Source organism: Streptomyces sp. NPDC101181, assembly GCF_044767975.1.
Classification (GTDB): Bacteria; Actinomycetota; Actinomycetes; order Streptomycetales; family Streptomycetaceae; genus Streptomyces.
On the sequence record NZ_JBIWOX010000002.1, the window covers coordinates 65,017 to 85,736 of the forward strand.

Here is a 20,720-nt window from a genome sequence, read left to right on the forward strand (position 1 = left end):
ACAGCCCTTAGCGTGGGAGGTATGAGCCTTGATATCCGTACCGTCACCGCGTCCGAGTTCGCCGACTGGATGAGGGCGGTGGGAACGGGCTTCCTCACCCCGAACAGCCCGAGCGACGAGCTGGTCGCCGACCGGCTCGTCGGCACGGACCTGGCGCGGGTGCAGGGCGTGTTCGACGAGGGGCGCTGCGTGGCGACGTTCCGTTCGTTCGACCAGCGGCTGACCGTGGTGGGCGGCGCCACCGTGACGACCGACGCGGTCAGCGGGGTGACGGTGGCGGCCACGCACCGCCGCCGCGGGCTGCTGAGCCGGATGATGGCCACGGACCTGGCGGCGGCCAAGGAGCGCGGCGAGCCACTCGCCTCGCTGATCGCCGCCGAGTACCCGATCTACGGGCGGTACGGCTTCGGCCCCGCCACCTGGGCCGCCGAGTGGGAGGTCTCCGTGCACCGGGCCGGGCTCGACCCGCGCCGCTCGGGACAGCCGGAGGGCGGCGGCCGGATCGAGACGGCCGAGGGCGCCGACGTCCGCAAGCTCGGCCCCGAGGTGCACGAGCGGCTGGCGGCCCTGCGCCCCGGCGTCGTCAGCCGCGGCGAACGCTGGTGGCAGCAGAACACCGGGTCCGGGCCCCGCCCCGAGCACGAGAAGTGGACGGAGCCGTTCTACGTGGTGCACCGCGCCGCCGGCGGTGAGATCGACGGCCTGCTGGTCTACGGCGTGGACGACAAGTGGGGTCTCGCCAAGCAGCCGCTGAACACCGCTTCCGTACGGGATCTGCTCGCGCTCAACCCGGCGGCCGAGCGGGCCCTGTGGCACTACCTCTGCTCGATCGACTGGATCACCACCGTCCGCTCCGGCTACCGCGCCCCCGACGACCTGCTCCCGCTGCTGCTCCCGGACCCCCGGGCTGCCCGGATGATCACGAACGCGGACTGGCTGTGGCTGCGGATGCTGGACGTGCCGCGCGCCCTGGAGGCCCGTACGTACGCGGTCGGGGCCTCGCTCGTCCTCGACGTCCGGGACGACGCCGGACTGGCCGGGGGCCGCTTCCTGCTGGACGTCTCGGAGTCGGGCGCGCGGTGTACCCCGACCACCCGGAGCGCCGATCTGGCCCTGGGGGTCGGGGAGCTGGCCACCCTCTACCTGGGCGACGAGTCGGTCCGGCGGCTGGTGGACCTGGGCCGGGCCGATGAGCTGCGGGCGGGTGCGGCGACGACGGCGGACGCGGTGTTCCGCACGGGGCGGCGGCCGTGGTGCCCCGACGTGTTCTGAACCCCGGCCGACCGGCCGGACTCAGCGGGTCCGGGCCCGGAACAGGGCCTCCGACGCGCTGATCGCCACGAGGAGCAGCCCGGCCGCCCAGGCGAGCGCGATCCAGGGTGTGTTCCCCACGTCCTGGCCGAGCAGCAGCCCGCGCAGCGCCTCGATGGCCGGGGTGACCGGCTGGTGCTCGGCGAAACCGTGCAGCCAGCCGGGCATCGAGTCGACCGGCACGAACGCGCTGCTGGGATAGGGCAGGAACGACATGAAGAACGTGAAGCCGCCGGCCGCCTCGGGGCTCCTGGCCAGCAGGCCGATCGCCGCCGAGATCCAGGACAGCGCCACGATGTAGGCGAGCAGCACGGCGGCGGCGAGCAGCCAGTCGGCGGGCGCCGCGGCGGAGCGGAAGCCGATCAGCAGGGCCACCCCGAGGACCACGGTGGTGGCGCAGAGGTTGCGGACGGTGCTGGCGGCCACATGCCCGGCGAGGACCGGCGTACCGCGCACGTCCAGGGAGCGGAAGCGGTCGATGATGCCGCCCTTCATGTCCTCGCTGACGGCGGTGGCGGTGGTCGCCGCGCCGAATCCGGCACACAGCAGGAGGACGCCCGGGACGACGTACAGGACGTACGCGTCATGGGGCGTCCCGGTGTCGATCGCGCCGCCGAAGAAGTAGACGAAGATCAGCATCAGCATGATCGGCAGGGCCAGCGACATGATGAGCGCGTCGGTGTTGCGGCTGCTGACGCGCAGGCTGCGGGCGGCCATGACGGCGGTATGGGCGAGGGGTCCGGGCGCACGGCCGGGCGGGCGGAGGGCCGGGCCGGGGTGCGGGGCGGTGTCAGACATGGGCGGAGGCCTCCGAGGTCAGCGCGAGGAACACGTCGTCGAGGGTGGCGCCGTGCACGGTGAAGCGCTCGACCGCCTCGCCCGTGGGGTCTATCTCGTCGAGCAGCGCGCGCACCTGGGCGGCCGAACCGTCGGTGGGGATGCCGAGCGTCAGCGTCCCGGGGGAGTGGTGGAGGGCCCGCCCGGCCAGCCGGAGGTAGGCCGCGCGGCTGGTGAGGACCAGGTCGAGGCGGTGCCCGCCGACCCGCGCCTTCAGCTCGGCGGCGGTGCCCTCGGCCGCGATCCGGCCCTTGTTCAGCAGGGCGATCCGGTCGGCGAGGCGGTCGGCCTCCTCCAGGTACTGGGTGGTGAGCAGGACGGTCGCGCCGCGCCCGGCCAGGTCGCGGACGACCTCCCAGAGCTGCTGGCGGCTGCGCGGGTCGAGCCCGGTCGTCGGCTCGTCCAGGAAGAACACCCCCGGCTCCGGTGATCCGACGAGCCCGGCGGCCAGATCGAGGCGGCGGCGCATGCCCCCGGAGTACGTGGCGGCCGGTCGGCGGGCCGCCGCCGTGAGGTCGAAGCGCTCCAGCAGTTCGTCGGCCCGGCGGCGGGCCGCGGAGCGGGAGGCGCCGGTGAGCCGGGCCATCATCCGCAGGTTCTCCTCGCCGGTCTGGACCTCGTCGACGGCGGCGAACTGCCCGGTGAGGCTGATCGAGCGGCGCACCGCGCTCCGGTCGGCGACGACGTCGTACCCGGCGACGCGGGCGGTGCCGGAGTCGGCCTCGGTCAGCGTGGCGAGGATGCGCACGGTGGTGGTCTTCCCGGCCCCGTTGGGCCCGAGCAGGGAGAAGACGCCGCCGCGGGCGATGCGCAGATCGATCCCGTCCAGCACCCGGACGGCGGGTTTTCCGTAGGACTTGGTGAGGCCGTACGCCTCGATGGCGGCGGTGGCGTCCTCGCCGCTGTGGTGCGGGACGGTCATGACCGGCCCCCCTTCTGCGTATGACATACGCGTTACTGCGTAAGCATTACGCATCTCTAGGATGGGGTCAAGGCGCCCGGGGGAGCGGGGAGCGGGGCGCGGGCGCGAGACCGGGCGAGGGGATACGGGTGACCGGGAAGAGCAGCGCGGGCGACAGTGATCTGCCGGCCAGCCTGGAGGCGGCCTGGGGGCTGCGGGAGCGTCCCGCCAAGGGCCCGAGGCCCGGACTCAGCCTGGAGCGCATCGTGTCGGCGGCGGTCGACGTCGCGGCCGCCGACGGCCTCGCGGCGGTGTCGATGGGCCGGGTCGCCCAGGAGCTGGGCGCGTCCACGATGTCCCTGTACCGGTACGTCTCCGCCAAGGACGAGCTGTACGTCCTGATGCAGGAGGCGGCGGTCGGCCCCCCCGACCCGCTGGCCGCCCTGGCGGCGGGCGCGGGCTGGCGGGCGGCGCTCCTGGAGTGGGCCTCCGCCCAGCGGACCCGCTTCCACGCCAACCTGTGGGTGCTGCGCATCCCCATCGGCGGCCCGCCCGCCACCCCGAACTCCCTCGCCTGGTGGGAGCAGGGGCTCCAGGCGCTGGCGGACAGCGGGCTGAGTGAGGGCGACAAGATCTCGGTGATCCTGCTGATCTCCAGCTTCGTCCGCAGCGAGGCCCTGCTGATGAGCGACCTGTCCGCGGCCGTCACCGCGCGCGGAGTGCCGCCCGAGGACGTGGTCGCCGCGAACGAGCGCACCCTGAGGCGACTGGTCGACCCCGACCGGCACCCCGGGATCGCCCGGCTGCTGGAGTCCGGCGTGATGGGCGGTCCGGACGACCCGGACCACGAGTTCCGCTTCGGGATGGAACGCCTGCTGGACGGGGTCGACGCCCTGATCCGGACGGCGGGCGGCGACGCTGGGCCCGCATGAGACCGGATGCCGGGTCCGCCTGAGACCGGACGGCCGCCGGAGATCGGACGCCGGGTCGGCCTGAGACCGGACGGCTGCCGGAGACTGGACGCGGGGTCGGCCTGACGTCGGTCCGCCCGAGGTCAGACGTCGAGTCGGCAGGAGGTCGGACGTCGAGTCCGCAGGAGGTCGGACGTCAGCTCTGCCCGAGGTCGGACGTCGACTCCGCCCGAGGTCGGACGTCAAGTCCGCCCCGGTTCAAGGGCGTACGCTCATGGCCATGAACGCGGAGAAGCCCGGGGACGGTGGGGTGCCCCCGTCGGCCGGAGGCGGTGGCGGGGCGGTCCTGGCGGTCGGCGGCGAGGGTCGTGGTCCCGGCGGTAGTGGCCGCGGCGGTGACGGCCGTAGCGGCGCGCCTGTGGTGGTCGGCGGGCTGCGGGAGCGTAAGAAGCGGCTGACCTGCGAGGCGGTGTCGGGCGCGGCTGTCGCGATGTTCCTGGAACGGGGCTTCGACAAGGTGTCGGTGGCGGAGGTGGCGGCCGCGGCGGACATCTCCAAGCCGACGCTGTTCCGCTACTTCCCCACTAAGGAGGACCTGGTCCTGCACCGGTTCGCCGACCGCGAGGACGAGTCGGCGAAGGTGGTCGCGGGCCGCGCCCCCGGGGAGACGCCCCTGGACGCCCTGCGCCGCCACTTCCTGGACGCCCTGGACCGCCGCGACCCGCTGACCGGCCTCTGCGACGCCCCCCAGGTCCTGGCCTTCCTCCGCCTGCTGTACGGCACCCCGTCCCTGGTCGCCCGCCTGCACGCCTACCGGACCCGCTCGGAGACCGCCCTCGCCCGCGCCCTGGGCGGCACCGTCCCCGACCGGCTCGCCGCCGGACAGATCATCGCCGTCCTGCGCGTCCTGGCCCTGGAGAACTGGCGCCGGATCGACACGGGCGAGAGCGGGGACCGGGTCTACCCGGGCGCGGTCCGGTCGGCCGAGGAGGCGTTCGTCCAGCTGCGGACGGGGCTGGAGGGTCCGGGGCGGCGGTGACGGGCTTTCCGGCGCGGCGGTTCCGGAACCCGTACCGCGCGCCGGGGCCGGGCCGGGGCTGGAGCTCGGTTGGCGCCGGGGTCGGGGCCGGTATTGGTGACGGTCTTGGTGCCGTCGGCCGGGGCGGGGTCGGCGTCCGGTCAGGCCTCCGCGAGGCTCGCGAGCACGGCGGCGGCGGGCCCCGGGTGGACGAGCCAGCGCAGATGGCTTCCCTCAAGGGTGCGTACGTCGAAGGGGTTGTCCGGGGTGAGCGCGTCCGCCTCGCGGATCATGCGGTCCTGCACGGCGGGTGGAAGGCTGGCGTCGGCGGCGAGCCGGACGTAGGTCCGGGGAATCCGGCCCCAGGTCGCCGCCTGTACCCGGTCCGCCGACGTACCGGCGTCGAGGTTCTCGTCCGGCTGGAAGAGGTTCAGGAAGACCCGGAACTCGTCGTCGGTGAGGTCGGCGGCGAAGGCGTGCCGGAACGCGGCGAGCACGTCCGGGTCGGCGGTGCGGAAGTTGGTCCGGAGCAGGCCGAGTTCGGCCGGGTTCCCGGCGACGGCCGGGGCGAAGGCGGCCAGGTCGACGTCCGCCATCTCCGGCTCGGCGTAGTAGTCGCCGACGGCCAGCTCGACCGGGCACCAGGCGGAGACGTACACGATGCGGTCGATCAGGTCCGGCCGCTGGTTGCCGACCGCGGTGATCGTGGCCCCGCCCCGGCTGTGGCCCACCAGCACGGTGGGCCCGTTGCGCCGGGCGCGCTCCAGGACCTCGATCACCCGGGCGGCGTTGTCGGCGAGCGTGACCCCCTGGATGCCGCCCGGCTCCGATGCGAGCCGGGCGAGGTCCTGAGGCGCCTGGTAGGACGCGGGGTAGGTGGCCGCGAACCCGTGCCCCGGAAGGTCGACCGCGACCGAACGGTGGCCGTGCAGGGCGAGTTCGGCCTGGAGCGGTGCGAAGGAGAAGGAGCTCGCGAAGGCTCCGTGCACAAGGACGAAGGTCGGACGATCAGGCATGGCTCAGGCTCCCGGGAACGGTCTTCGATGGGCAGGGCCCTGGAGACGGTGTCCGGGCCAGGCACAAGGGTCAGGGTGCAAGGGGGGTGGGTGCAGGGCGGGGCGGCGGCGAGCGGGGGTGTGAGACGAATCGGGCCGGTGTCCTGTCGGCGCGCCGACAGCCTGCCGCCGCCGAGAGGCCCCCGGAGCCGCAGGAGATGTGGAGAGCCCCGAACCCGCCCTCACCGCTCGGATCTGCACGTGGTGATGTGCTGTGCGATGTGCACCTTTACCTGTACGCGGTGCTGAGCTGCGCTGTTGATGGGGAGTCGAACCCCGCGTTGCTCTCCACGCGCCAGGCGTGGGCCGGAAACCGCCGACCCTCGGTGTGTGCACGCCTCCGAAACGGCTACCCGCTCCACATCCTCCGGACCCGCCGGACCGCTCAGTCCAGCAGGTCGGCCTCCCAGTTCGTGCGCTGGATCCGCACGTCGACCTCGCGGATCTGGCGGGCGATGGCGTCCGCCTGACCGCGCAGTTCGGCGACGGGAAGCGCGGAGAGCATCATCAGCTCGGACCGGAGCTGCCGCCCGTAGCCCCGCTCGCTCGTGCCCGCCGCCGCGTCCGCCGCAGCGGTGACCAGGGAGTGGCGCAGCCGCAGGACGTCGCGGCGCGCGAGCGCGTCGGTGAGCGTGCCGTCCGGGCTCACCTCCACGGTGGCGTTGGTCCGGTTGATCCGCCGGATCAACGTCTCCAGAGCGTCCAGCGCCTCACCGGCCTCGACCAGCAGCCTGGCCGCGTCCTCGGGGGGCGTCTCCCCCTCCTGGTACCGCGCGCTGCCGACGACGCGCGCCCGCAGCTGCTCCACCCGGCGCGTCGCCTCCGCGCGCTCCGCCAGTGCCTCGGCAAGCTTCACCGACTCCACCTCCCCCTCCATGCGTCGCACGAGTATATGAACGCGGACCACCCCTCACGCATCCGGATTTCGCACCCGCCGGAGCCCTCGTCAGCCCGCCGGAGCCAACGTCGCCCCGCCGGAGCCCTCGGCGGCTCGCCGGAGCCAGCGCGGAAGCCGGGTCCGGTGCCGGCTGCGGTGCCGTGGCGCGCGACACTTTTGCAAGCGCCTGCTTGCAAAAGTTAGCAAGGGTGGTGCACCATCGGTCCATGGCATCACTCAACGTCGGCAATCTCGGGGAGTACCTGCGGGAGCAGCGCCGGGCGGCGCAGCTCTCGCTGCGGCAGCTCGCCGATGCCGCCGGGGTGTCGAACCCGTATCTCAGCCAGATCGAGCGCGGGCTGCGCAAGCCCAGTGCGGACGTGCTCCAGCAGGTCGCCAAGGCGCTGCGGATCTCGGCCGAGACCCTCTACGTACGCGCGGGCATTCTCGACGAGCGGGAGCGGGAGGAGCTGGAGACGCGGGCCGTCATCCTGGCCGATCCCTCGATCGACGAGCGGCAGAAGAGCGTCCTGCTCCAGATCTACGACTCCTTCCGCCGCGAGAACGGCTCCGCTCCCGAGCCCGGTGCCGCGGCGGTCCCCGCCGACGGCGCGGGGACGAGCGGCGGGGCGGGGCGCGATGCCCGAGACGGTATCGGCGACGGCGCCGGTGCGGACGCCAGGAAAGACCACGACCCTCACAGCTAGCAGCTGGTTCTGATGATCCGGGAGGACCACAGTCATGGCCATCACCGATGACCTGCGCAAGACCCTCACCGACCCCACCCCCCTCTACTTCGCCGCCGGTACGGCCGACCTGGCCGTGCAGCAGGCGCGCAAGGTCCCGGCGCTGATCGAGCAGCTGCGGGCCGAGGCGCCCGAGCGGATCGAGGCCGTCCGCGGCACCGACCCCAAGGTCGTGCAGGAGAGGGTGACCACGCAGGCCAAGGAGGCTCAGGCCACCGTGCAGGCGAAGGTCACCGAGGTGTTCGGCTCCCTCGACTCCGCCGACCTGAGGAAGCTCGGCGAGACCGCCCAGGACCTGGCGCTCCGCGGTGTCGGCGTGGCCGCCGAGTACGCGATCAAGGCCCGGGAGACGTACGAGAAGGTCGCCGAGCACGGTGAGCAGACCGTGCGGACCTGGCGCGGCGAGACGGCCGACGAGATCGTCGAGATCGCCGCCGTCATCGAGGCCGAGCCGAAGGCCGAGGCCAAGAGCGCCCCCGCGCCCGCCCCGGCGAAGCCCGCGGCCGCCAAGCCCGCGACGGTGAAGTCCGCGACGGTGAAGTCCTCTCCCGCCAAGCCCGCGGCCGCCAAGCCCGCTCCGGCCAAGTCCACCGGGGTCAAGGCGGCCGGGACGACGACCGGGGCCGCCGAGGCCAAGGCCGCGCCCGCCGGGAAGGCGCCCGCTGCGCGCAAGCCCGCCGCCAAGAAGACGCCGCCCGCCACGGGCAAGTGACCCCCACGGGTCCTTCCGGTCCGCGTCGCGCGTGACCGGGGCGCGGACCGGGCACCTTTACCGGTGGCCGGTTCGTTGTCCCGGTACCGTGGCCCCACCGGCCGCAGGCGCTCAACCACTCACTAGGCGGTACACACCATGTTGCTCTCAGCGTTCGGCTCACTTCTCCAGCTGCTGTATCTGGCGATGCTGGTGCTGGCCGTGGTCGCGTTCGTCTTCGCGGCGACCGCCCGTGAGGACGCCTACCGCGCCGCCGACAAGAAGAGCAAGTCGTTCTGGCTGATCATCCTCGGCGTCGCCGTCGCGGTGAACCTGCTCATCCCGTTCCTCTTCCTCCAGCTCGCGGGCGTCGTCGCGTCGATCGTCTTCATGGTCGACGTGCGGCCCGCCATCAAGGAGGTCTCGGGCGGCGGCGGCCGTCGGGGCGGCTCCAGCAGCGACGGTCCGTACGGCCCCTACAACGGCGGTCGCTGAACGCCCAGGGGGCGTCCGGCGGCGGCTGACACGGAAGACGCCGAGGTCACGGGGCGGGAGCGCGGTGTGCTCCCGCCCCCTCGTCGTATGCGCTCCGGGTCGCGGCCCAAAAGCAGGACCGCCACGTCGTCCGTGAGCTCGCCGCCGTTCAGCCTCCGGACCTCGGCGACCGCCGCCTCCAGCAGCTCCTCGCCCGCCAGACCCTGATCCAGCCGCTCGTTGACCATGGCGACCATGCCGTCCTGGCCCAGGCGCTCGCTGCCGCCGGTGCCCACGCGCCCCTCGATCAGGCCGTCCGTGTACATCATCAGGCTCCACTCCCCGCCCAGCTCGGCCTGGAGCCGCGGCCACCGGGCCCGGGGCAGCAGCCCCAGCGCCGGTCCGCCGTCCTCGTACGGGAGCAGCCGCGCGGGCAGCCCCCGGCGGGCGAGCAGTGGCGCGGGATGACCGGCCAGGCAGAGCCCGGCGCGGCGGCCGTCGGGGGCGATGTCGACGGTGCACAGCGTCGCGAAGATCTCCTCGCTCTGCCGCTCGTGCTCCAGCACCTGCTGGAGCGTGGACAGCAGCTCGTCCCCGCACAGACCGGCCAGGGTCAGCGCCCGCCAGGCGATCCGCAGTTCGACCCCGAGTGCCGCCTCGTCCGGGCCGTGCCCGCAGACGTCGCCGATCATCGCGTGGACCGTGCCGTCGGGGGTGCGGACCGCGTCGTAGAAGTCCCCGCCGAGCAGGGCGCGGCTGCGGCCGGGGCGGTAGCGGGCGGCGAAGCTCAGCTCGGAGCCGTCCAGCAGGGGGGTGGGCAGCAGGCCGCGCTCCAGACGGGCGTTCTCCTGGGCGCGCAGCCGGGACTCGGTCAGCTGGTGATGGGCGAGGTCGGCGCGCTTGCGCTCCACGGCGTACCGGATGGCCCGGCTCAGGACCCGGGCGTCCAGCTCGCCCCGGAACAGGTAGTCCTGCGCCCCGACCCGTACCGCCTCGGCGGCCAGCTCCGTGTCGTCCCGCGCGGTGAGCGCGAGGACCGCGTGCAGCGGCGCGATGCGCAGTACGTGGGTGAGCGCGGCCAGTTCGTGGGCACGCGCGGAGGCCGGACCGGTCGCCTCGGGCGGCCCGCCGCCACCGGACAGCGGTGGCGCCTGCCCCGCGACCTGGCCCGGCACCGGCAGGGCGAGGTCCAGCAGGATGCAGTCGACGTCGTCGGTGAGCAGCCGCCCGGCCTCGGTGAGGTTGCGGGCGGTCCGGACGCGGACCCGGGTTCCGGCGGCGGCCGACAGCTCGGGAACGGTGATGGTGGTGCCCGCCGGGTCGTCCTCGATCACCAGCAGGGTGAGGTCGGCGACATGAGTGGCCTCCGCAGCGGGAACGGCACGTTGCTGCGGTACGGGTACGGGCATCGCTTCGGGTTTCCTTCCCTCCCCCCGAGGGCGCGGCGGAACGCCGATCGACGCACCGCCAGTCGGGGACGATAGCGGTCGGCGGCGGCGGAACGGAATGCCGCCCGGACAACGGCAGCCGTCCTGCGCGCCGCCATAAGCCGCTTCCTGACACGGATCCGGCACACTCGGGCCCCGTACGGGCGGCGAAGCGGCCATGACAAACATCACCCGCCTGCGGACAGCCGCGTGGCCCGGCTCACAGGGACCATGCCACCGCCGCTCACAAGCACGCGCCTCCGCAGCTCACAAGCACGCGCCTTCGTCGCTCAGGAGGCCGCGCCCCCGGGGGCGGTCTGATGCCCTTCCCCGGTGGTTACTTGTCGGGGCGCACCACGCCGAGGATCTTCATCGAGCCCGCGCCCGCCAGGGTGACGTTGCGGCCGGGGCGCGGGGAGTGGACGATCGCGCCGTCGCCGACGTACATCCCGACATGGCTGGCGTCGGCGTGGTAGATGATCAGGTCGCCTGGGCGCATGTCCTTGATGTCGATGCGCGGCAGCAGCCGCCACTGCTCCTGCGAGGTGCGCGGGATCGTCCGCTTCGCCGCCAGCCACGCCTGGGACGTCAGTCCGGAGCAGTCGTAGGAACCGGGGCCCTCCGCTCCCCAGACGTACGGCTTGCCTATCTGCGCGGTGGCGAAGGCCACCGCCACGGCCCCCGCACCGCTGGCCGCACTGTCGACGCCCGTGATCGCGCCGGAGGAGAGCCAGGCGGTCTGCGCCCGGTCGGCCGCGTCCTGCTCCAGCTGGAGCAGCCGGTCGCGCTCCTTCTTCTCCAGCTGCGATTCGAGCTTCTCCGCCGCCTTGATCTGGGCGTTGATCTTCTTCTTGGCCTTGGCCTGCCCGACCCGGGTGTCTTCCAGCTTCTCCCAGTTGGCGCTGGCGTCCTGGGTGTAGGTCCTCAGGTCCTCCTGCGTCTGGTTCAGCTCGGTCAGGAGTGACTTGGAGGCCTGCTGGCTCTGCCGGAGCTGGTTGATCCCGTCGAGGAAGAGCTTCGGGTCGTTGCTGAGCGCCAGTTGGGCACCGGGCGGCAGCCCCCCGTTGCGGTACTGCTCGCGGGCCTGGGCGCCCGCGCGGTCCTTCAGCGCCTCGATGCGCGCCTGGCCGTCCACGATCGCCTTGGCCAGCTTCACGATCTCGCCGGACTGCTTCTTCGTCTGCACCTCGGCGAGGTTGTACGCGTCCGTCGCCGCGCCCGCCTTCCGGTACAGCGTCTCGATCTGCTCGCGGACCTTCTCCAGATCGGCGGTGGAGTACGGGGAAGGAGCGGAGGGGGCGGGGTCCGGAACCGGGGCGGCCATGGCCTGGACCGGGGCGGTCAGCAGGGCCAGCGCACAGACCAGCGTGATCGCGGCAGTGGCACAGTGGCGTCGGTTCACGGACTCCCCCTACGGGTCGATCTCCCCGGGTCGTTGTCTCCGGGCCCGCCTCCGGACGAAGGCGGCACAAGCGGTGAATACGAGAGAAACAACAGCGTGCGGATGACGCACAGCTGACTTACCGTCAGTAACTTCTAGCGATGTCGCGATCGTGCCATGGCGTCCGGTAAAGCAACAGAGGCGGACGGCACCTGGCACGTCACATACCGCCCGTGCCGGGGCACTTCGCCCCGCCGGCCCCCAAGCCAGCCCCCTGGGCCGCCGCCGTCTGTCCCGATCCCGTCCCCCTTCCCCACCACAAGGGACGAACGATGGTCCCCCGGCGTTCCCGGAACGGGCGAGTTCCGTCGTCCGGGCCCCTGTGCCCCTGCCGCCTCTGCCGTCCCTGGGGCATCCCCTGCCGCCTCGGGAGTGCCCGCTGCCCCTGGAGTGCCCGCTGCCACCTCTGCGGCCCTGGTTCGCCCCCGGGTTCCCCCCGTTCGCGCAGGGCGTTCAGTGGGCGTGGGGGCCGCCGGGGCGCAGGGCGTCCCAGGCCACCGTGATCTCCCCCTGCCGCCACCGCCGTACCCCGTCCGCCACCGGCCAGTCCGCGGCCACCGCCCGCACCGCCGCGATCCAGCGCTGCCGTGCGCCCAGCGAGGCGTACGGTGAGGCCGCCGCCCAGGCCCGGTCGAAGTCGCACAGGAACGCGTGGACCGGCTCGCCGGGGACGTTCCGGTGGATCAGCGCCTTCGGCAGCCGCTCCGCGAGGTCGGACGGCCGGTCCAGCGAGGCGAGCCGGGTGGCGAAGGTGACCGTGCGCGGGCCCTCCGGGCCCAGCGCCACCCACACGTGGCGGCGTCCGATCTCGTCGCAGGTGCCCTCCACCAGCAGCCCGTCCGGGGCGAGGCGGGCGCTCAGCCGCGCCCACACCTCGGCCACCCGGTCCTCGTCGTACTGGCGCAGCACGTTCGCCGCCCGGATGAGCACGGGCCGCACCGCCAGCGGGATCTCGAAGCCGCCGTGGACGAAGGTGAGGCCCTCACGCTCGTACGGCTTCGCCGCGGCGACCCGCTCCGGGTCGATCTCGACGCCCGCCACCGCGGTGCGCGGCTCGACGGTGCGCAGGCGGTCCAGCAGTTCCACGGCGGTCCAGGGGGCCGCCCCGTAGCCGAGGTCGACGGCCAGAGGGGTCCCGGAGCGACGCAGGGCCGGGCCGTGGGCGGCGGCGATCCAGCGGTCCATGCGGCGCAGCCGGTTCGGGTTGGTGGTCCCGCGGGTGGCGGTGCCGATGGGGCGCTGGCGCATGTGTCGAGCGTAGGCGACGGGGTGGGAGGGGTACTCGCCGCAGCGGAGGCCGCTCTCGCCGCGGGGCCGAGGAGCGCCCGCCGCGGCGGAGGCCCCTCGCCGCGGTCCACCTGCGAGACGGCACCGGGGCTCGGCGCGGCAGACGGCACCGGGGATCGGCACGGCACGGCACCGGGGATCGGCACGGCACGGCACCGGGGATCGGGGATCGGCACGGCACGGCAGCGTAATCATTTGGCAAAACGGGGGCGCGAGGGGAAATGAACGACGCGATTTCCCTGTTCTCATCCTCGGAGGGCCCCCACGTCCCTCCCGGTGGCATGCCCTCTGCGAGGTGTGTCCGAGTGAGGCCCTGAGTGAGGAGGACCGCCGACGTGAGCCAGTACGTCTCCCGGCTCGGCTCCACCCGGTCGGCCCCGCGCATCCGGTTCCCCGGCGGTTTCTCCGGGGCCCCCCGCACACCGCGTCGCGTGGCCATGCTCTCCGTCCACACCTCCCCGCTGCACCAGCCCGGCACGGGCGACGCGGGCGGCATGAACGTGTACATCGTCGAACTGGCCAAGCGGCTCGCCGCGATCGACATCGAGGTCGAGATCTTCACCCGGGCCACCACGGGCTCCCTGCCCCCCGCCGTCGAACTGGCCCCCGGCGTCCTGGTCCGGCACGTCGACGCCGGGCCGTACGAGGGGCTGGCCAAGGAGGACCTGCCCGCCCAGCTCTGCGCCTTCACGCACGGCGTGATGCAGGCCTGGGCCGGTCAACGCCCCGGCTACTACGACCTCGTGCACTCCCACTACTGGCTCTCCGGTCAGGTCGGCTGGCTCGTCGCCCAGCGCTGGGGCGTCCCGCTCGTCCATGCCATGCACACCATGGCCAAGGTCAAGAACGCCGCGCTCGCCGAGGGGGACACCCCCGAGCCGCCCGCCCGCGTCATCGGCGAGACCCAGATCGTGAACGCCTCCGACCGGCTGATCGCCAACACTGCCGAAGAGGCCGACGAACTGGTCCGCTTCTACGACGCCGACCCCTCCGCGGTCGCCGTCGTGCATCCCGGCGTCAACCTGGAACGCTTCCGCCCCGCCGACGGCCGCGCTGCCGCACGGGCCCGCCTCGGCCTCCCGCAGGACGCGTTGGTCCCGCTCTTCGCGGGCCGCATCCAGCCGCTGAAGGCCCCCGACGTGCTGCTGCGCGCGGTGGCGGTGCTCCTGGACCGGGACCCGTCCCTGCGCTCCCGCATCGTGGTGCCGGTGGTCGGCGGCCCGAGCGGCAGCGGGCTCGCGAAGCCCGAGGGGCTCCAGAAGCTGGCCGCCCGCCTCGGCATCGCCGACGTCGTACGGTTCTGCCCGCCGGTGGGGCAGGACCGGCTGGCCGACTGGTTCCGGGCCGCTTCGGTGCTGGTCATGCCGTCCTACAGCGAGTCGTTCGGCCTGGTCGCGATCGAGGCCCAGGCGGCCGGTACGCCGGTGGTCGCGGCCGCGGTGGGCGGGCTCCCGGTGGCGGTACGCGACGGGGTCAGCGGCTTTCTGATACCCGGCCACGAGCCGGGGGAGTACGCCCGCGCGCTCGACCGGTTCGCTCAGGCGCCGGAGCTGGTCGAGCGGATGGGGACGGCCGCCGCGGCGCACGCCCAGTCCTTCGGCTGGGACACGGCGGCCTCGGCGACGGCCGACGTGTACACGGCCGCGCTGTGCGACCACCGCCGCCGGGCCCGCGCCCAGCACCTCGGCTGAGCCCTCTCCTGCCGTCCGCCCCGGGCTGCCGTACGCTCGCTGCATGGCTGACGTACCCGACGAGACAGCAGCGGCCCAGGTCATCGAGGCGACGCTGGACGATGCCGGGCTCGCATGGGAGAGCCCGGAGCGCGGCACCTACGTCGTGACGCTGCCCGGCACCCGCAAGCTGTCGACCACCTGTTCGCTGATCGTCGGCAAGCACTCCCTCTCCCTCAACGCCTTCGTCGTCCGCCACCCCGACGAGAACGACGCCGCGGTGCACCGCTGGCTGCTGGAGCGCAACCTCCGCCTGTTCGGGGTGAGTTACGCGATCGACCCGCTCGGCGACATCTACCTCACCGGCAGGCTGCCCCTCTCGGTGGTCACCCCCGAGGAGCTGGACCGGCTGTTCGGCGTGGTGCTGGAGGCGGCCGACGGCGCGTTCAACACCCTGCTGGAGCTGGGCTTCGCCACCTCGATCCGCAAGGAGTACGCGTGGCGGGTGTCGCGCGGCGAGTCCACCCGCAACCTGGACGCGTTCAGCCACCTGCTGGAACGCGAGGCCGGCGGCTGACGGCGGGGGCCCGGCACCGCCGGAGCAGGGTGCCGGACCGTGTGGGGCGCACGGTGCGAGGCAGGGTGGTCCTCCGGCCCGGGGCCGCCGCTCAGGGCAGGGGCACGAGCCGGACGACGGTGACGGTCAGCACGGACCGGGAGACGTAATAGAGGACGATGGCGCCGCATACGGTCGCCTCGCGCCGGTCCCGTTCGCTCTTGACGGCCGACGAGGCGTGCCCGTACGGCTCGCGGCCCAGAGTGCGGCCCATCTCGTCCCGGAAGGACTCACCGTCCCGCATCTTGGCCAGGGTGTCGTCGGCGGGCGGGGCGTAGGAGATGCGGAAGCTCAAGCGACGCTCCGCCTCTCGGCCTCGTCCCGCGCCAGCCGGTCCAGGATCCGCTCGGCCTCGGGATCGGGGACGGCCTCCAGCATCCAGTGCCGCATGACGGCCTGGATCTCGAGGACTCCGGCCTCGTTGATCGCGAGGTCGAACTCCTCGCGTCTCTCCTCGGGAAGCGCGGCCCGGATGTCCGGAATGCTGTTGGGCACATCGACTTCGCTACCGCCGACGAAGGTCTTCAGAGACTCACCCATGGTCGCTCTCTCCCCGATCTCCTCGCCCTGAGGCACCGTCACGGACGTCAGGACGGCCTGGGCTCACCGTAGTGCGTACGGCGGAGATGTCGACCGCCCGGTCGGGCACGGACCGACCGGGCACGGGTCGGGCGTGCGTGGACCGGTCGGGCGCGGGCCGGGCGGGCACGGATCGGCCGGGCACGGACCGGCCAAGGGTCAGTCGGCGCCCTGCACTTCGCTCGCAGCTCCGCCGCTTCGGCCGAGCTGCGCCATGACCCGGTCGCGCAGGAGCGCGTACTCCTCCTGGAGCCGTGGCAGCTCGCCGGGCGGCCGGACGACGACGTCACCGCCCACGACGATCTCCTCAGGTTCGAACTGCTCCCGGGTGAGGTCGATTTCGACGCCCATGCCCAGCCGGTTCCACCAGTGGAAATCGGTGCGCACCCCGTCCACCCGCACCTCACCCCGGATCAACTCCCCGCCGAGCAGGTCGTGGAGCACCATGGCGGTGACGCCGCACTGATCGCGCGCGGGATGGTCCGGGGTCCAGCGGTCGCGGTACTCCGGGGTGCAGGTCTCGGCGCTCCAACTGTCGCGCAGAGCCCGTTCGATGTCGGTGAGGAGATGGATCGTCATGACATCCATCGTGGCAGGGGGCACTGACAACGCACCCACGACCGGCCCCGCTCCCACGCCCCCGGAACCATCCGTCCCCACGCCCACCACAGCCGTTCGCTGCCACGCGCTCCCGCCGCAACATCGCGGTGGCTTCGTTCACGTTCAGCAGCAGCGTTTGTTCACTTGTTGCGGCAGCAGTTGGCGATCGGCAGGGCCGTAGATGTCCACGAGAAATGGCTCTGGCTCAGGTTCCGTGAAGCGGTCACGTTGAGTGAGCGGATGACCTCGCGGTCGACCGCTCCCCATGTCGAGAGCGGACCCCGGGTCAGTCTCCCGCCTCGGCTGCGGACCTCTTGCTGAGGAACTGCTTCGCTGCCTCAACCGCTTCTCCGTTGAGCTCCTCGACGGAGACTCCCCAGCTCTCCTCCCAGCCGTCCAGGTTGTGCGCGCAGTGCACAAGGGGTTCCAGCTCTTCGGGACAGCCGAGGTCGCAGGCGATGTCTGCCCAGACGAGGTGAGCACCGGCGGCGGGATCCAGGGATCCGTCGGCGATCCGACTGGCGATCCAACAGGCCATCGCCCACTTTGCGGCCCGAGGGTCCGCGGGCGGGCGAAAAAGCAGTCCCAGCTCCTCCAGTACCTGGTCGAAGAGCTCCGGCGCTTCGGGCTCTTCGCTCCGGAGCAGTCCAGCCAGCAAGGCCAGGGACGGGCTCTCGACCCCAGCCATCAGCGCGTCCAGACCCGCCTGAATGAGCCGATCCGGCCCTACATGCCTACCAAATGCCCTCTCTCGCGCGATGTGTCTGAACTGCTTGAGGGCATCGTCGCTGGTCATCGAGGTCTTCTCCGTCGGCATCTGGAAGGGGAAGGCTCGCACATCCACCGCCGCCGCTGCTGCTGCGATCAGGTTGCTCCCGTCGTCGGCGATCAGCACATGACAACACGCTTCCGCAGGAGCGCGAAGCCGCCCGCATCTGATACCCGGGCAGGGCCGCACCCAGATCAGGCCTCAGGCGGTGGTGGTTTTTCCTGGCCGGGAGGAGATCGCGGGCTTCCGCGCACAGCGGGTTCTCTGGGGTGAATGTGTGTGGCGCGAGGCGTACCACCTCCCGGCGGGCCTCGGCCGGCTCACCAGGACCCCGTCCGCTCGGTCTCCCCACACGACGTCCTGCCCCGGGCTCTCAGGACGCCGAGGGCAGGAGCGCGACGCAGGAGGGGGGCGACCCGTTGCGCAGGCTTCAGCCGCAGCGGGACGGCGACCGTCCTCATGCGGTCCGAGGGGCCACGCGGGATCCTTTTCCGCAGCATGCAGGGCATCCTGGACGGTGCGGGCTCCGGTGGTGACTCACAGCGTGTACGACACATCCTCCAAGCTCCGTTTCAGACCGTTCGCGGAGTCCTTGGAGTGCTCCAGCCGCAGTTCGTTGGGGCTTCGCCTGCTGGGGGCCGGGGTGCGGTGCGGAACAAAGTGCCGCACGGTCGAGGGACGTCAGGTGATGTCGAGTACCGCCTTGCCGTGGAGGCTGCCGTCGCGCATGGCTGTGAATGCTTCCGGAGCCTCATTCCAGCTGCCGCGCCAGGAGATTCCCGGGTGCAGGGTTCCGGTCGCCACCTGGTCCGCCAGCCAGGTCAAGGCCGGGGGCAGGCCAGGGCAGGACAGGAGGAAGAAGCTGACGATCGCACGGTTGTGGCGGCCCTGGTCGCCGAAGAAGGCGCCGTAGGGGAAGTGTTCGGGTTCGCCCGCCCCATGGCCGAGAGCGATCAGTGTGCCGTTCTCCGCCAGCTTGTCGTAGGCCTGGACCATGTGGTCGCCGCCCACCATGTCCACCACCGCGTCCACCGGGGCGGCCAGGTGAGCCGGGCCCTCGATCACCTCGTGGGCTCCCCGCGCGCGCAGTTCCCCTCCGTACGTGCCCGGATCACGGGTGGAAGCGACGACGTAGGCGCCGCCCTGACGGGCCAGTTGGACCGCGTATCGGCCGACGCCTCCGGTAGCCGCGGTGATCAGGACGCGTCGGCCGAGGAGGGGGCCCGTTCTGCGGAGGGCGAGCAGAGCGCTGGTAGCTGCCACCGGGACCGTACTGACCGCGCCCAGGTCGGCGGACGGACGGACCGTGCCGAGCAAGTCCGTGTTCACAGCGCGCAGTTCGGCCCAGGCGCCGTCGGCGCCGAGCGTCACCACGGGAGTTCCGGCGGCGGGGCCCGACCCGTCGGCTGCCGCTCGTTCGACCACGCCCGTCGCGTCCCAGCCGAGCACCGCGCCGTCCGGGGACGCGCTGACGCCGTGCTTGACCTCGCCCTGGTTGAGCGAGGTGGCGACCACCCGGACCAGAGCCTCGTGCGGGGCCGGCAACGGGTCGGGGACCTCGCCGAAGCGGATACCCGCGGGGGTCGTGCGATCGACGAGCAGGGCGCGCATGGTGGACACCTTCCGTTCAGGATCGTTGCCTGCACCATAGTGCCACTCAGTGGCATGAGCCTATAAGTGGCGATCGTCACCGCGATACGATCAGTGGGTGACCAGTCGCGAGACCGGGCCGCGCCCCTCGCTGCGCGAGCGCAAGAAGCAGCACACCCGCCAGGCGCTCATCGACTCCGCCCTGGAACTGTTCGACGCGCGCGGGTTCGGCGGCGTCACCCTCGACGAGCTGTGCGACACCGTTGACGTCTCCAAGCGCACCTTCTTCCGCACCTTCACCAGCAAAGAGGACGTCGCGTCCGCCCCCATCCAGGACATCTGGCTGACCTTCCTCACCGAGATGGAGAGCCCCTACGGCACCGACGCACCGGTCGCACCCCCCGCACTGCTGGAGTTCATGCGCGACGCGCTCCTCGCCGCCCTCGCACAGGTCATGGCCGATGACAGGGCCGAGCGGCGTATCCTGCTCAGCAGGCAGCTAGTTGAGCGGACTCCCTCCATGGACGCGCATGGCCTGGAGTTCTGCGCCCGCACCACGGAGCGCGCGCTGGAGATCCTGCACCGCAGGTTCGACCTTCCGGAGCGTGGCGACCCCCGCCCCCGCCTCGCCGTCGACATGCTGGTCGCCGCGTTCCGCCTCGCGCTCGCCGACTGGGCGGCGAAGCCGACCCGTACCGGCCTCAGCACGCTGTTCCGCGAAAGCGTCGCCGCGCTCCCCGGCAGCCTGGCGCTCACCGCCCTACCGCGCTCTGCTGTCGACGAATCTGTCCCGGGCCGAGAGCACTGACCCAGCAGAGTCTGCGATCGGCACAGTCTCCTTCGCGAACCGCTTGCGCGACTGGGGAGCGAGCTGCGGGCCGAACGATCGACGATCCGGTCGGCAGCCGCTGCGGACTGCCTCACCTCGCGCAACGCTGCTCAGTCCAGCTGGCTGCCGTCAGGGGTCGGCTCGGCTGCACACGGCAGTACAGGGCACAGTGGCGTCATGATCGAGCGAGGGCTGGCCCACGACGGAACGATTGAGCGCGAAGGCGGGCTGGAGCGAGTGGCGGCAGCGTTCACCCCTGTGGTCGACGCCGCCCGCACTCGGATCGCCGGGACGTTCACCAGTGCACGGATGCACAGCGCGTACCTCTACGGCAGCATCCCTCGCGGCACCGCCATCCCCCAGGTCTCCGACCTCGACCTCCAGCTCGCCCTCCACCACGAGCCCACGGAAGCCGACCGCGCCGACGCCACAGCGATCGAGGCCGCCCTCAACCGCGCATTCCCGCAGATCGACGGTGCCGGCATCCTGCTGACCAGCACCCACGTCCTGCTCAGCGAACTCGAACGTCACGACGCCGGATTCTTCATCGCCTGTCTGTGCACCCCGCTGCTCGGTCCCGACCTCGCGCAACGACTCCCCCGCTACCGGCCCACAACCGAGCTCGCCCGCGAAACAAACGGTGACCTCGCCCTGGCCCTGGACCGCTGGCGCACCCGAGCCGCCCAGGCCACCGCGGACGCCGACCGCCGCACCCTCAGCCGCGTCGTCGCCCGTCGCATCGTGCGCACCGGATTCACCTTGATCATGCCCCGCTGGGGCGGCTGGACCAGCGACCTCAACGCGTCCGCCGAACTCTTCGGCCGCTACTACCCCCAGCACGCAGACCAGATGCGTACCGCCGCGACCATCGCCCGCGTCCCCTCGCCCGATCCAGAAGTGCTCAGCACCTTCATCGACGACCTGGGCCCCTGGCTCGCATCCGAATACGCGGCCGTGCACGGCGAGAAGACACCCCGCCCCGCACACTGACCCTCCGCGCTGCTGTGCCACTGTGAGACCTCCCGTGCCGGTGAGCGCCTGGAGCCAGAGTTCCGGCGGCGGCTCCGCGGCAGTCCGCTCGGCGATGGGTG

22 protein-coding genes are annotated in these 20,720 nt (G+C 72.5%); 10 read left to right on the forward strand and 12 right to left on the reverse strand.

Annotated features, from left to right (window positions below; translation table 11 throughout):
- Nucleotides 1-21: 21 nt before the first annotated feature.
- The gene (locus ACIRRU_RS03875; RefSeq protein WP_403675788.1) at nucleotides 22-1,272 is read left to right on the forward strand and encodes a GNAT family N-acetyltransferase; all 1,251 of its coding nucleotides are present in this window, start codon (nucleotides 22-24) and stop codon (nucleotides 1,270-1,272) included.
- Between the two features lie 21 nt (nucleotides 1,273-1,293).
- Here ACIRRU_RS03875 and ACIRRU_RS03880 read toward each other — a convergent pair whose 3' ends face one another.
- A complete protein-coding gene (locus ACIRRU_RS03880; RefSeq protein ID WP_403675790.1) occupies nucleotides 1,294-2,109 on the reverse strand; it encodes an ABC transporter permease in 816 nt (271 codons plus the stop codon).
- On the reverse strand, nucleotides 2,102-3,070 hold the full coding sequence (locus tag ACIRRU_RS03885; protein WP_403675793.1) for an ATP-binding cassette domain-containing protein: 969 nt from the start codon (nucleotides 3,068-3,070) through the stop codon (nucleotides 2,102-2,104). Before ACIRRU_RS03885 ends, ACIRRU_RS03880 begins: the two co-directional genes overlap by 8 nt.
- A gap of 128 nt (nucleotides 3,071-3,198) precedes the next feature.
- Here ACIRRU_RS03885 and ACIRRU_RS03890 point away from each other — a divergent pair, with 128 nt between their 5' ends.
- The gene (locus ACIRRU_RS03890; protein ID WP_403675796.1) at nucleotides 3,199-3,981 is read left to right on the forward strand and encodes a TetR/AcrR family transcriptional regulator C-terminal domain-containing protein; all 783 of its coding nucleotides are present in this window, start codon (nucleotides 3,199-3,201) and stop codon (nucleotides 3,979-3,981) included.
- 259 nt (nucleotides 3,982-4,240) lie between these two features.
- Nucleotides 4,241-4,999 (forward strand): TetR/AcrR family transcriptional regulator, encoded by a 759-nt coding sequence (locus tag ACIRRU_RS03895; protein WP_403675799.1) that lies wholly within the window; start codon nucleotides 4,241-4,243, stop codon nucleotides 4,997-4,999.
- 140 nt (nucleotides 5,000-5,139) lie between these two features.
- On the opposite strand, the gene ACIRRU_RS03900 is transcribed toward ACIRRU_RS03895, so the two are convergent.
- Both ACIRRU_RS03900 and ACIRRU_RS03905 read right to left on the reverse strand, forming a co-directional pair.
- Nucleotides 5,140-5,994 (reverse strand): alpha/beta fold hydrolase, encoded by an 855-nt coding sequence (locus tag ACIRRU_RS03900; protein WP_403675802.1) that lies wholly within the window; start codon nucleotides 5,992-5,994, stop codon nucleotides 5,140-5,142.
- A 424-nt stretch (nucleotides 5,995-6,418) separates the two neighbouring features.
- Nucleotides 6,419-6,889, reverse strand: a complete 471-nt coding sequence (locus ACIRRU_RS03905; protein ID WP_403676958.1) for a DIP1984 family protein — start codon at nucleotides 6,887-6,889, stop codon at nucleotides 6,419-6,421.
- A 248-nt stretch (nucleotides 6,890-7,137) separates the two neighbouring features.
- Between ACIRRU_RS03905 and ACIRRU_RS03910 the strand changes: the two genes are divergently transcribed.
- The 3 genes from ACIRRU_RS03910 to ACIRRU_RS03920 all read left to right on the forward strand — a co-directional run bounded on the left by ACIRRU_RS03910 (nucleotide 7,138) and on the right by ACIRRU_RS03920 (nucleotide 8,842).
- Nucleotides 7,138-7,617: a helix-turn-helix domain-containing protein gene (locus tag ACIRRU_RS03910; protein WP_403675805.1), complete on the forward strand. Its 480-nt coding sequence runs from the start codon at nucleotides 7,138-7,140 to the stop codon at nucleotides 7,615-7,617.
- A gap of 34 nt (nucleotides 7,618-7,651) precedes the next feature.
- Nucleotides 7,652-8,368, forward strand: a complete 717-nt coding sequence (locus tag ACIRRU_RS03915; protein ID WP_403675807.1) for a hypothetical protein — start codon at nucleotides 7,652-7,654, stop codon at nucleotides 8,366-8,368.
- A 138-nt stretch (nucleotides 8,369-8,506) separates the two neighbouring features.
- Nucleotides 8,507-8,842 carry a DUF2516 family protein gene (locus ACIRRU_RS03920; protein WP_363203848.1) on the forward strand — a complete coding sequence of 112 codons (336 nt, stop codon included), beginning with the start codon at nucleotides 8,507-8,509 and terminating at the stop codon, nucleotides 8,840-8,842.
- Here the strand turns inward: ACIRRU_RS03920 and ACIRRU_RS03925 are convergent.
- From ACIRRU_RS03925 to ACIRRU_RS03935, 3 genes are all read right to left on the reverse strand, one after another.
- Nucleotides 8,824-10,230: a PP2C family protein-serine/threonine phosphatase gene (locus ACIRRU_RS03925; RefSeq protein ID WP_403675810.1), complete on the reverse strand. Its 1,407-nt coding sequence runs from the start codon at nucleotides 10,228-10,230 to the stop codon at nucleotides 8,824-8,826. The two genes, ACIRRU_RS03920 and ACIRRU_RS03925, sit on opposite strands and share 19 nt — an antisense overlap.
- A gap of 355 nt (nucleotides 10,231-10,585) precedes the next feature.
- Complete coding sequence (locus ACIRRU_RS03930) at nucleotides 10,586-11,650, reverse strand: NlpC/P60 family protein (protein ID WP_403675813.1); 1,065 nt, start codon at nucleotides 11,648-11,650, stop codon at nucleotides 10,586-10,588.
- Between the two features lie 492 nt (nucleotides 11,651-12,142).
- A complete protein-coding gene (locus ACIRRU_RS03935; protein WP_403675816.1) occupies nucleotides 12,143-12,937 on the reverse strand; it encodes a class I SAM-dependent methyltransferase in 795 nt (264 codons plus the stop codon).
- Nucleotides 12,938-13,311: 374 nt separating this feature from the next.
- Between ACIRRU_RS03935 and mshA the strand changes: the two genes are divergently transcribed.
- Both mshA and ACIRRU_RS03945 read left to right on the forward strand, forming a co-directional pair.
- The gene (gene mshA, locus ACIRRU_RS03940; protein ID WP_403675819.1) at nucleotides 13,312-14,667 is read left to right on the forward strand and encodes a D-inositol-3-phosphate glycosyltransferase; all 1,356 of its coding nucleotides are present in this window, start codon (nucleotides 13,312-13,314) and stop codon (nucleotides 14,665-14,667) included.
- A gap of 43 nt (nucleotides 14,668-14,710) precedes the next feature.
- Nucleotides 14,711-15,223 carry a YbjN domain-containing protein gene (locus tag ACIRRU_RS03945; RefSeq protein ID WP_403675823.1) on the forward strand — a complete coding sequence of 171 codons (513 nt, stop codon included), beginning with the start codon at nucleotides 14,711-14,713 and terminating at the stop codon, nucleotides 15,221-15,223.
- A 91-nt stretch (nucleotides 15,224-15,314) separates the two neighbouring features.
- Here ACIRRU_RS03945 and ACIRRU_RS03950 read toward each other — a convergent pair whose 3' ends face one another.
- The 5 genes from ACIRRU_RS03950 to ACIRRU_RS03970 all read right to left on the reverse strand — a co-directional run bounded on the left by ACIRRU_RS03950 (nucleotide 15,315) and on the right by ACIRRU_RS03970 (nucleotide 18,821).
- A complete protein-coding gene (locus ACIRRU_RS03950) occupies nucleotides 15,315-15,557 on the reverse strand; it encodes a hypothetical protein (protein WP_363203842.1) in 243 nt (80 codons plus the stop codon).
- Complete coding sequence (locus ACIRRU_RS03955) at nucleotides 15,554-15,802, reverse strand: hypothetical protein (protein WP_363203841.1); 249 nt, start codon at nucleotides 15,800-15,802, stop codon at nucleotides 15,554-15,556. Before ACIRRU_RS03955 ends, ACIRRU_RS03950 begins: the two co-directional genes overlap by 4 nt.
- A gap of 198 nt (nucleotides 15,803-16,000) precedes the next feature.
- The gene (locus ACIRRU_RS03960) at nucleotides 16,001-16,420 is read right to left on the reverse strand and encodes a hypothetical protein (protein ID WP_403675826.1); all 420 of its coding nucleotides are present in this window, start codon (nucleotides 16,418-16,420) and stop codon (nucleotides 16,001-16,003) included.
- A 307-nt stretch (nucleotides 16,421-16,727) separates the two neighbouring features.
- A complete protein-coding gene (locus ACIRRU_RS03965; protein WP_403675829.1) occupies nucleotides 16,728-17,336 on the reverse strand; it encodes a hypothetical protein in 609 nt (202 codons plus the stop codon).
- Nucleotides 17,337-17,891: 555 nt separating this feature from the next.
- On the reverse strand, nucleotides 17,892-18,821 hold the full coding sequence (locus ACIRRU_RS03970; RefSeq protein ID WP_403675832.1) for a zinc-binding dehydrogenase: 930 nt from the start codon (nucleotides 18,819-18,821) through the stop codon (nucleotides 17,892-17,894).
- A 97-nt stretch (nucleotides 18,822-18,918) separates the two neighbouring features.
- On the opposite strand from ACIRRU_RS03970, the gene ACIRRU_RS03975 reads away from it, so the two are divergent.
- Both ACIRRU_RS03975 and ACIRRU_RS03980 read left to right on the forward strand, forming a co-directional pair.
- Nucleotides 18,919-19,608, forward strand: coding sequence for a TetR/AcrR family transcriptional regulator (locus tag ACIRRU_RS03975; RefSeq protein ID WP_403675835.1), 690 nt, complete (start codon nucleotides 18,919-18,921; stop codon nucleotides 19,606-19,608).
- 198 nt (nucleotides 19,609-19,806) lie between these two features.
- Entirely contained in the window at nucleotides 19,807-20,619 is an 813-nt protein-coding gene (locus tag ACIRRU_RS03980; RefSeq protein WP_403675838.1) for a nucleotidyltransferase, read from the forward strand.
- Nucleotides 20,620-20,720: the final 101 nt, after the last annotated feature.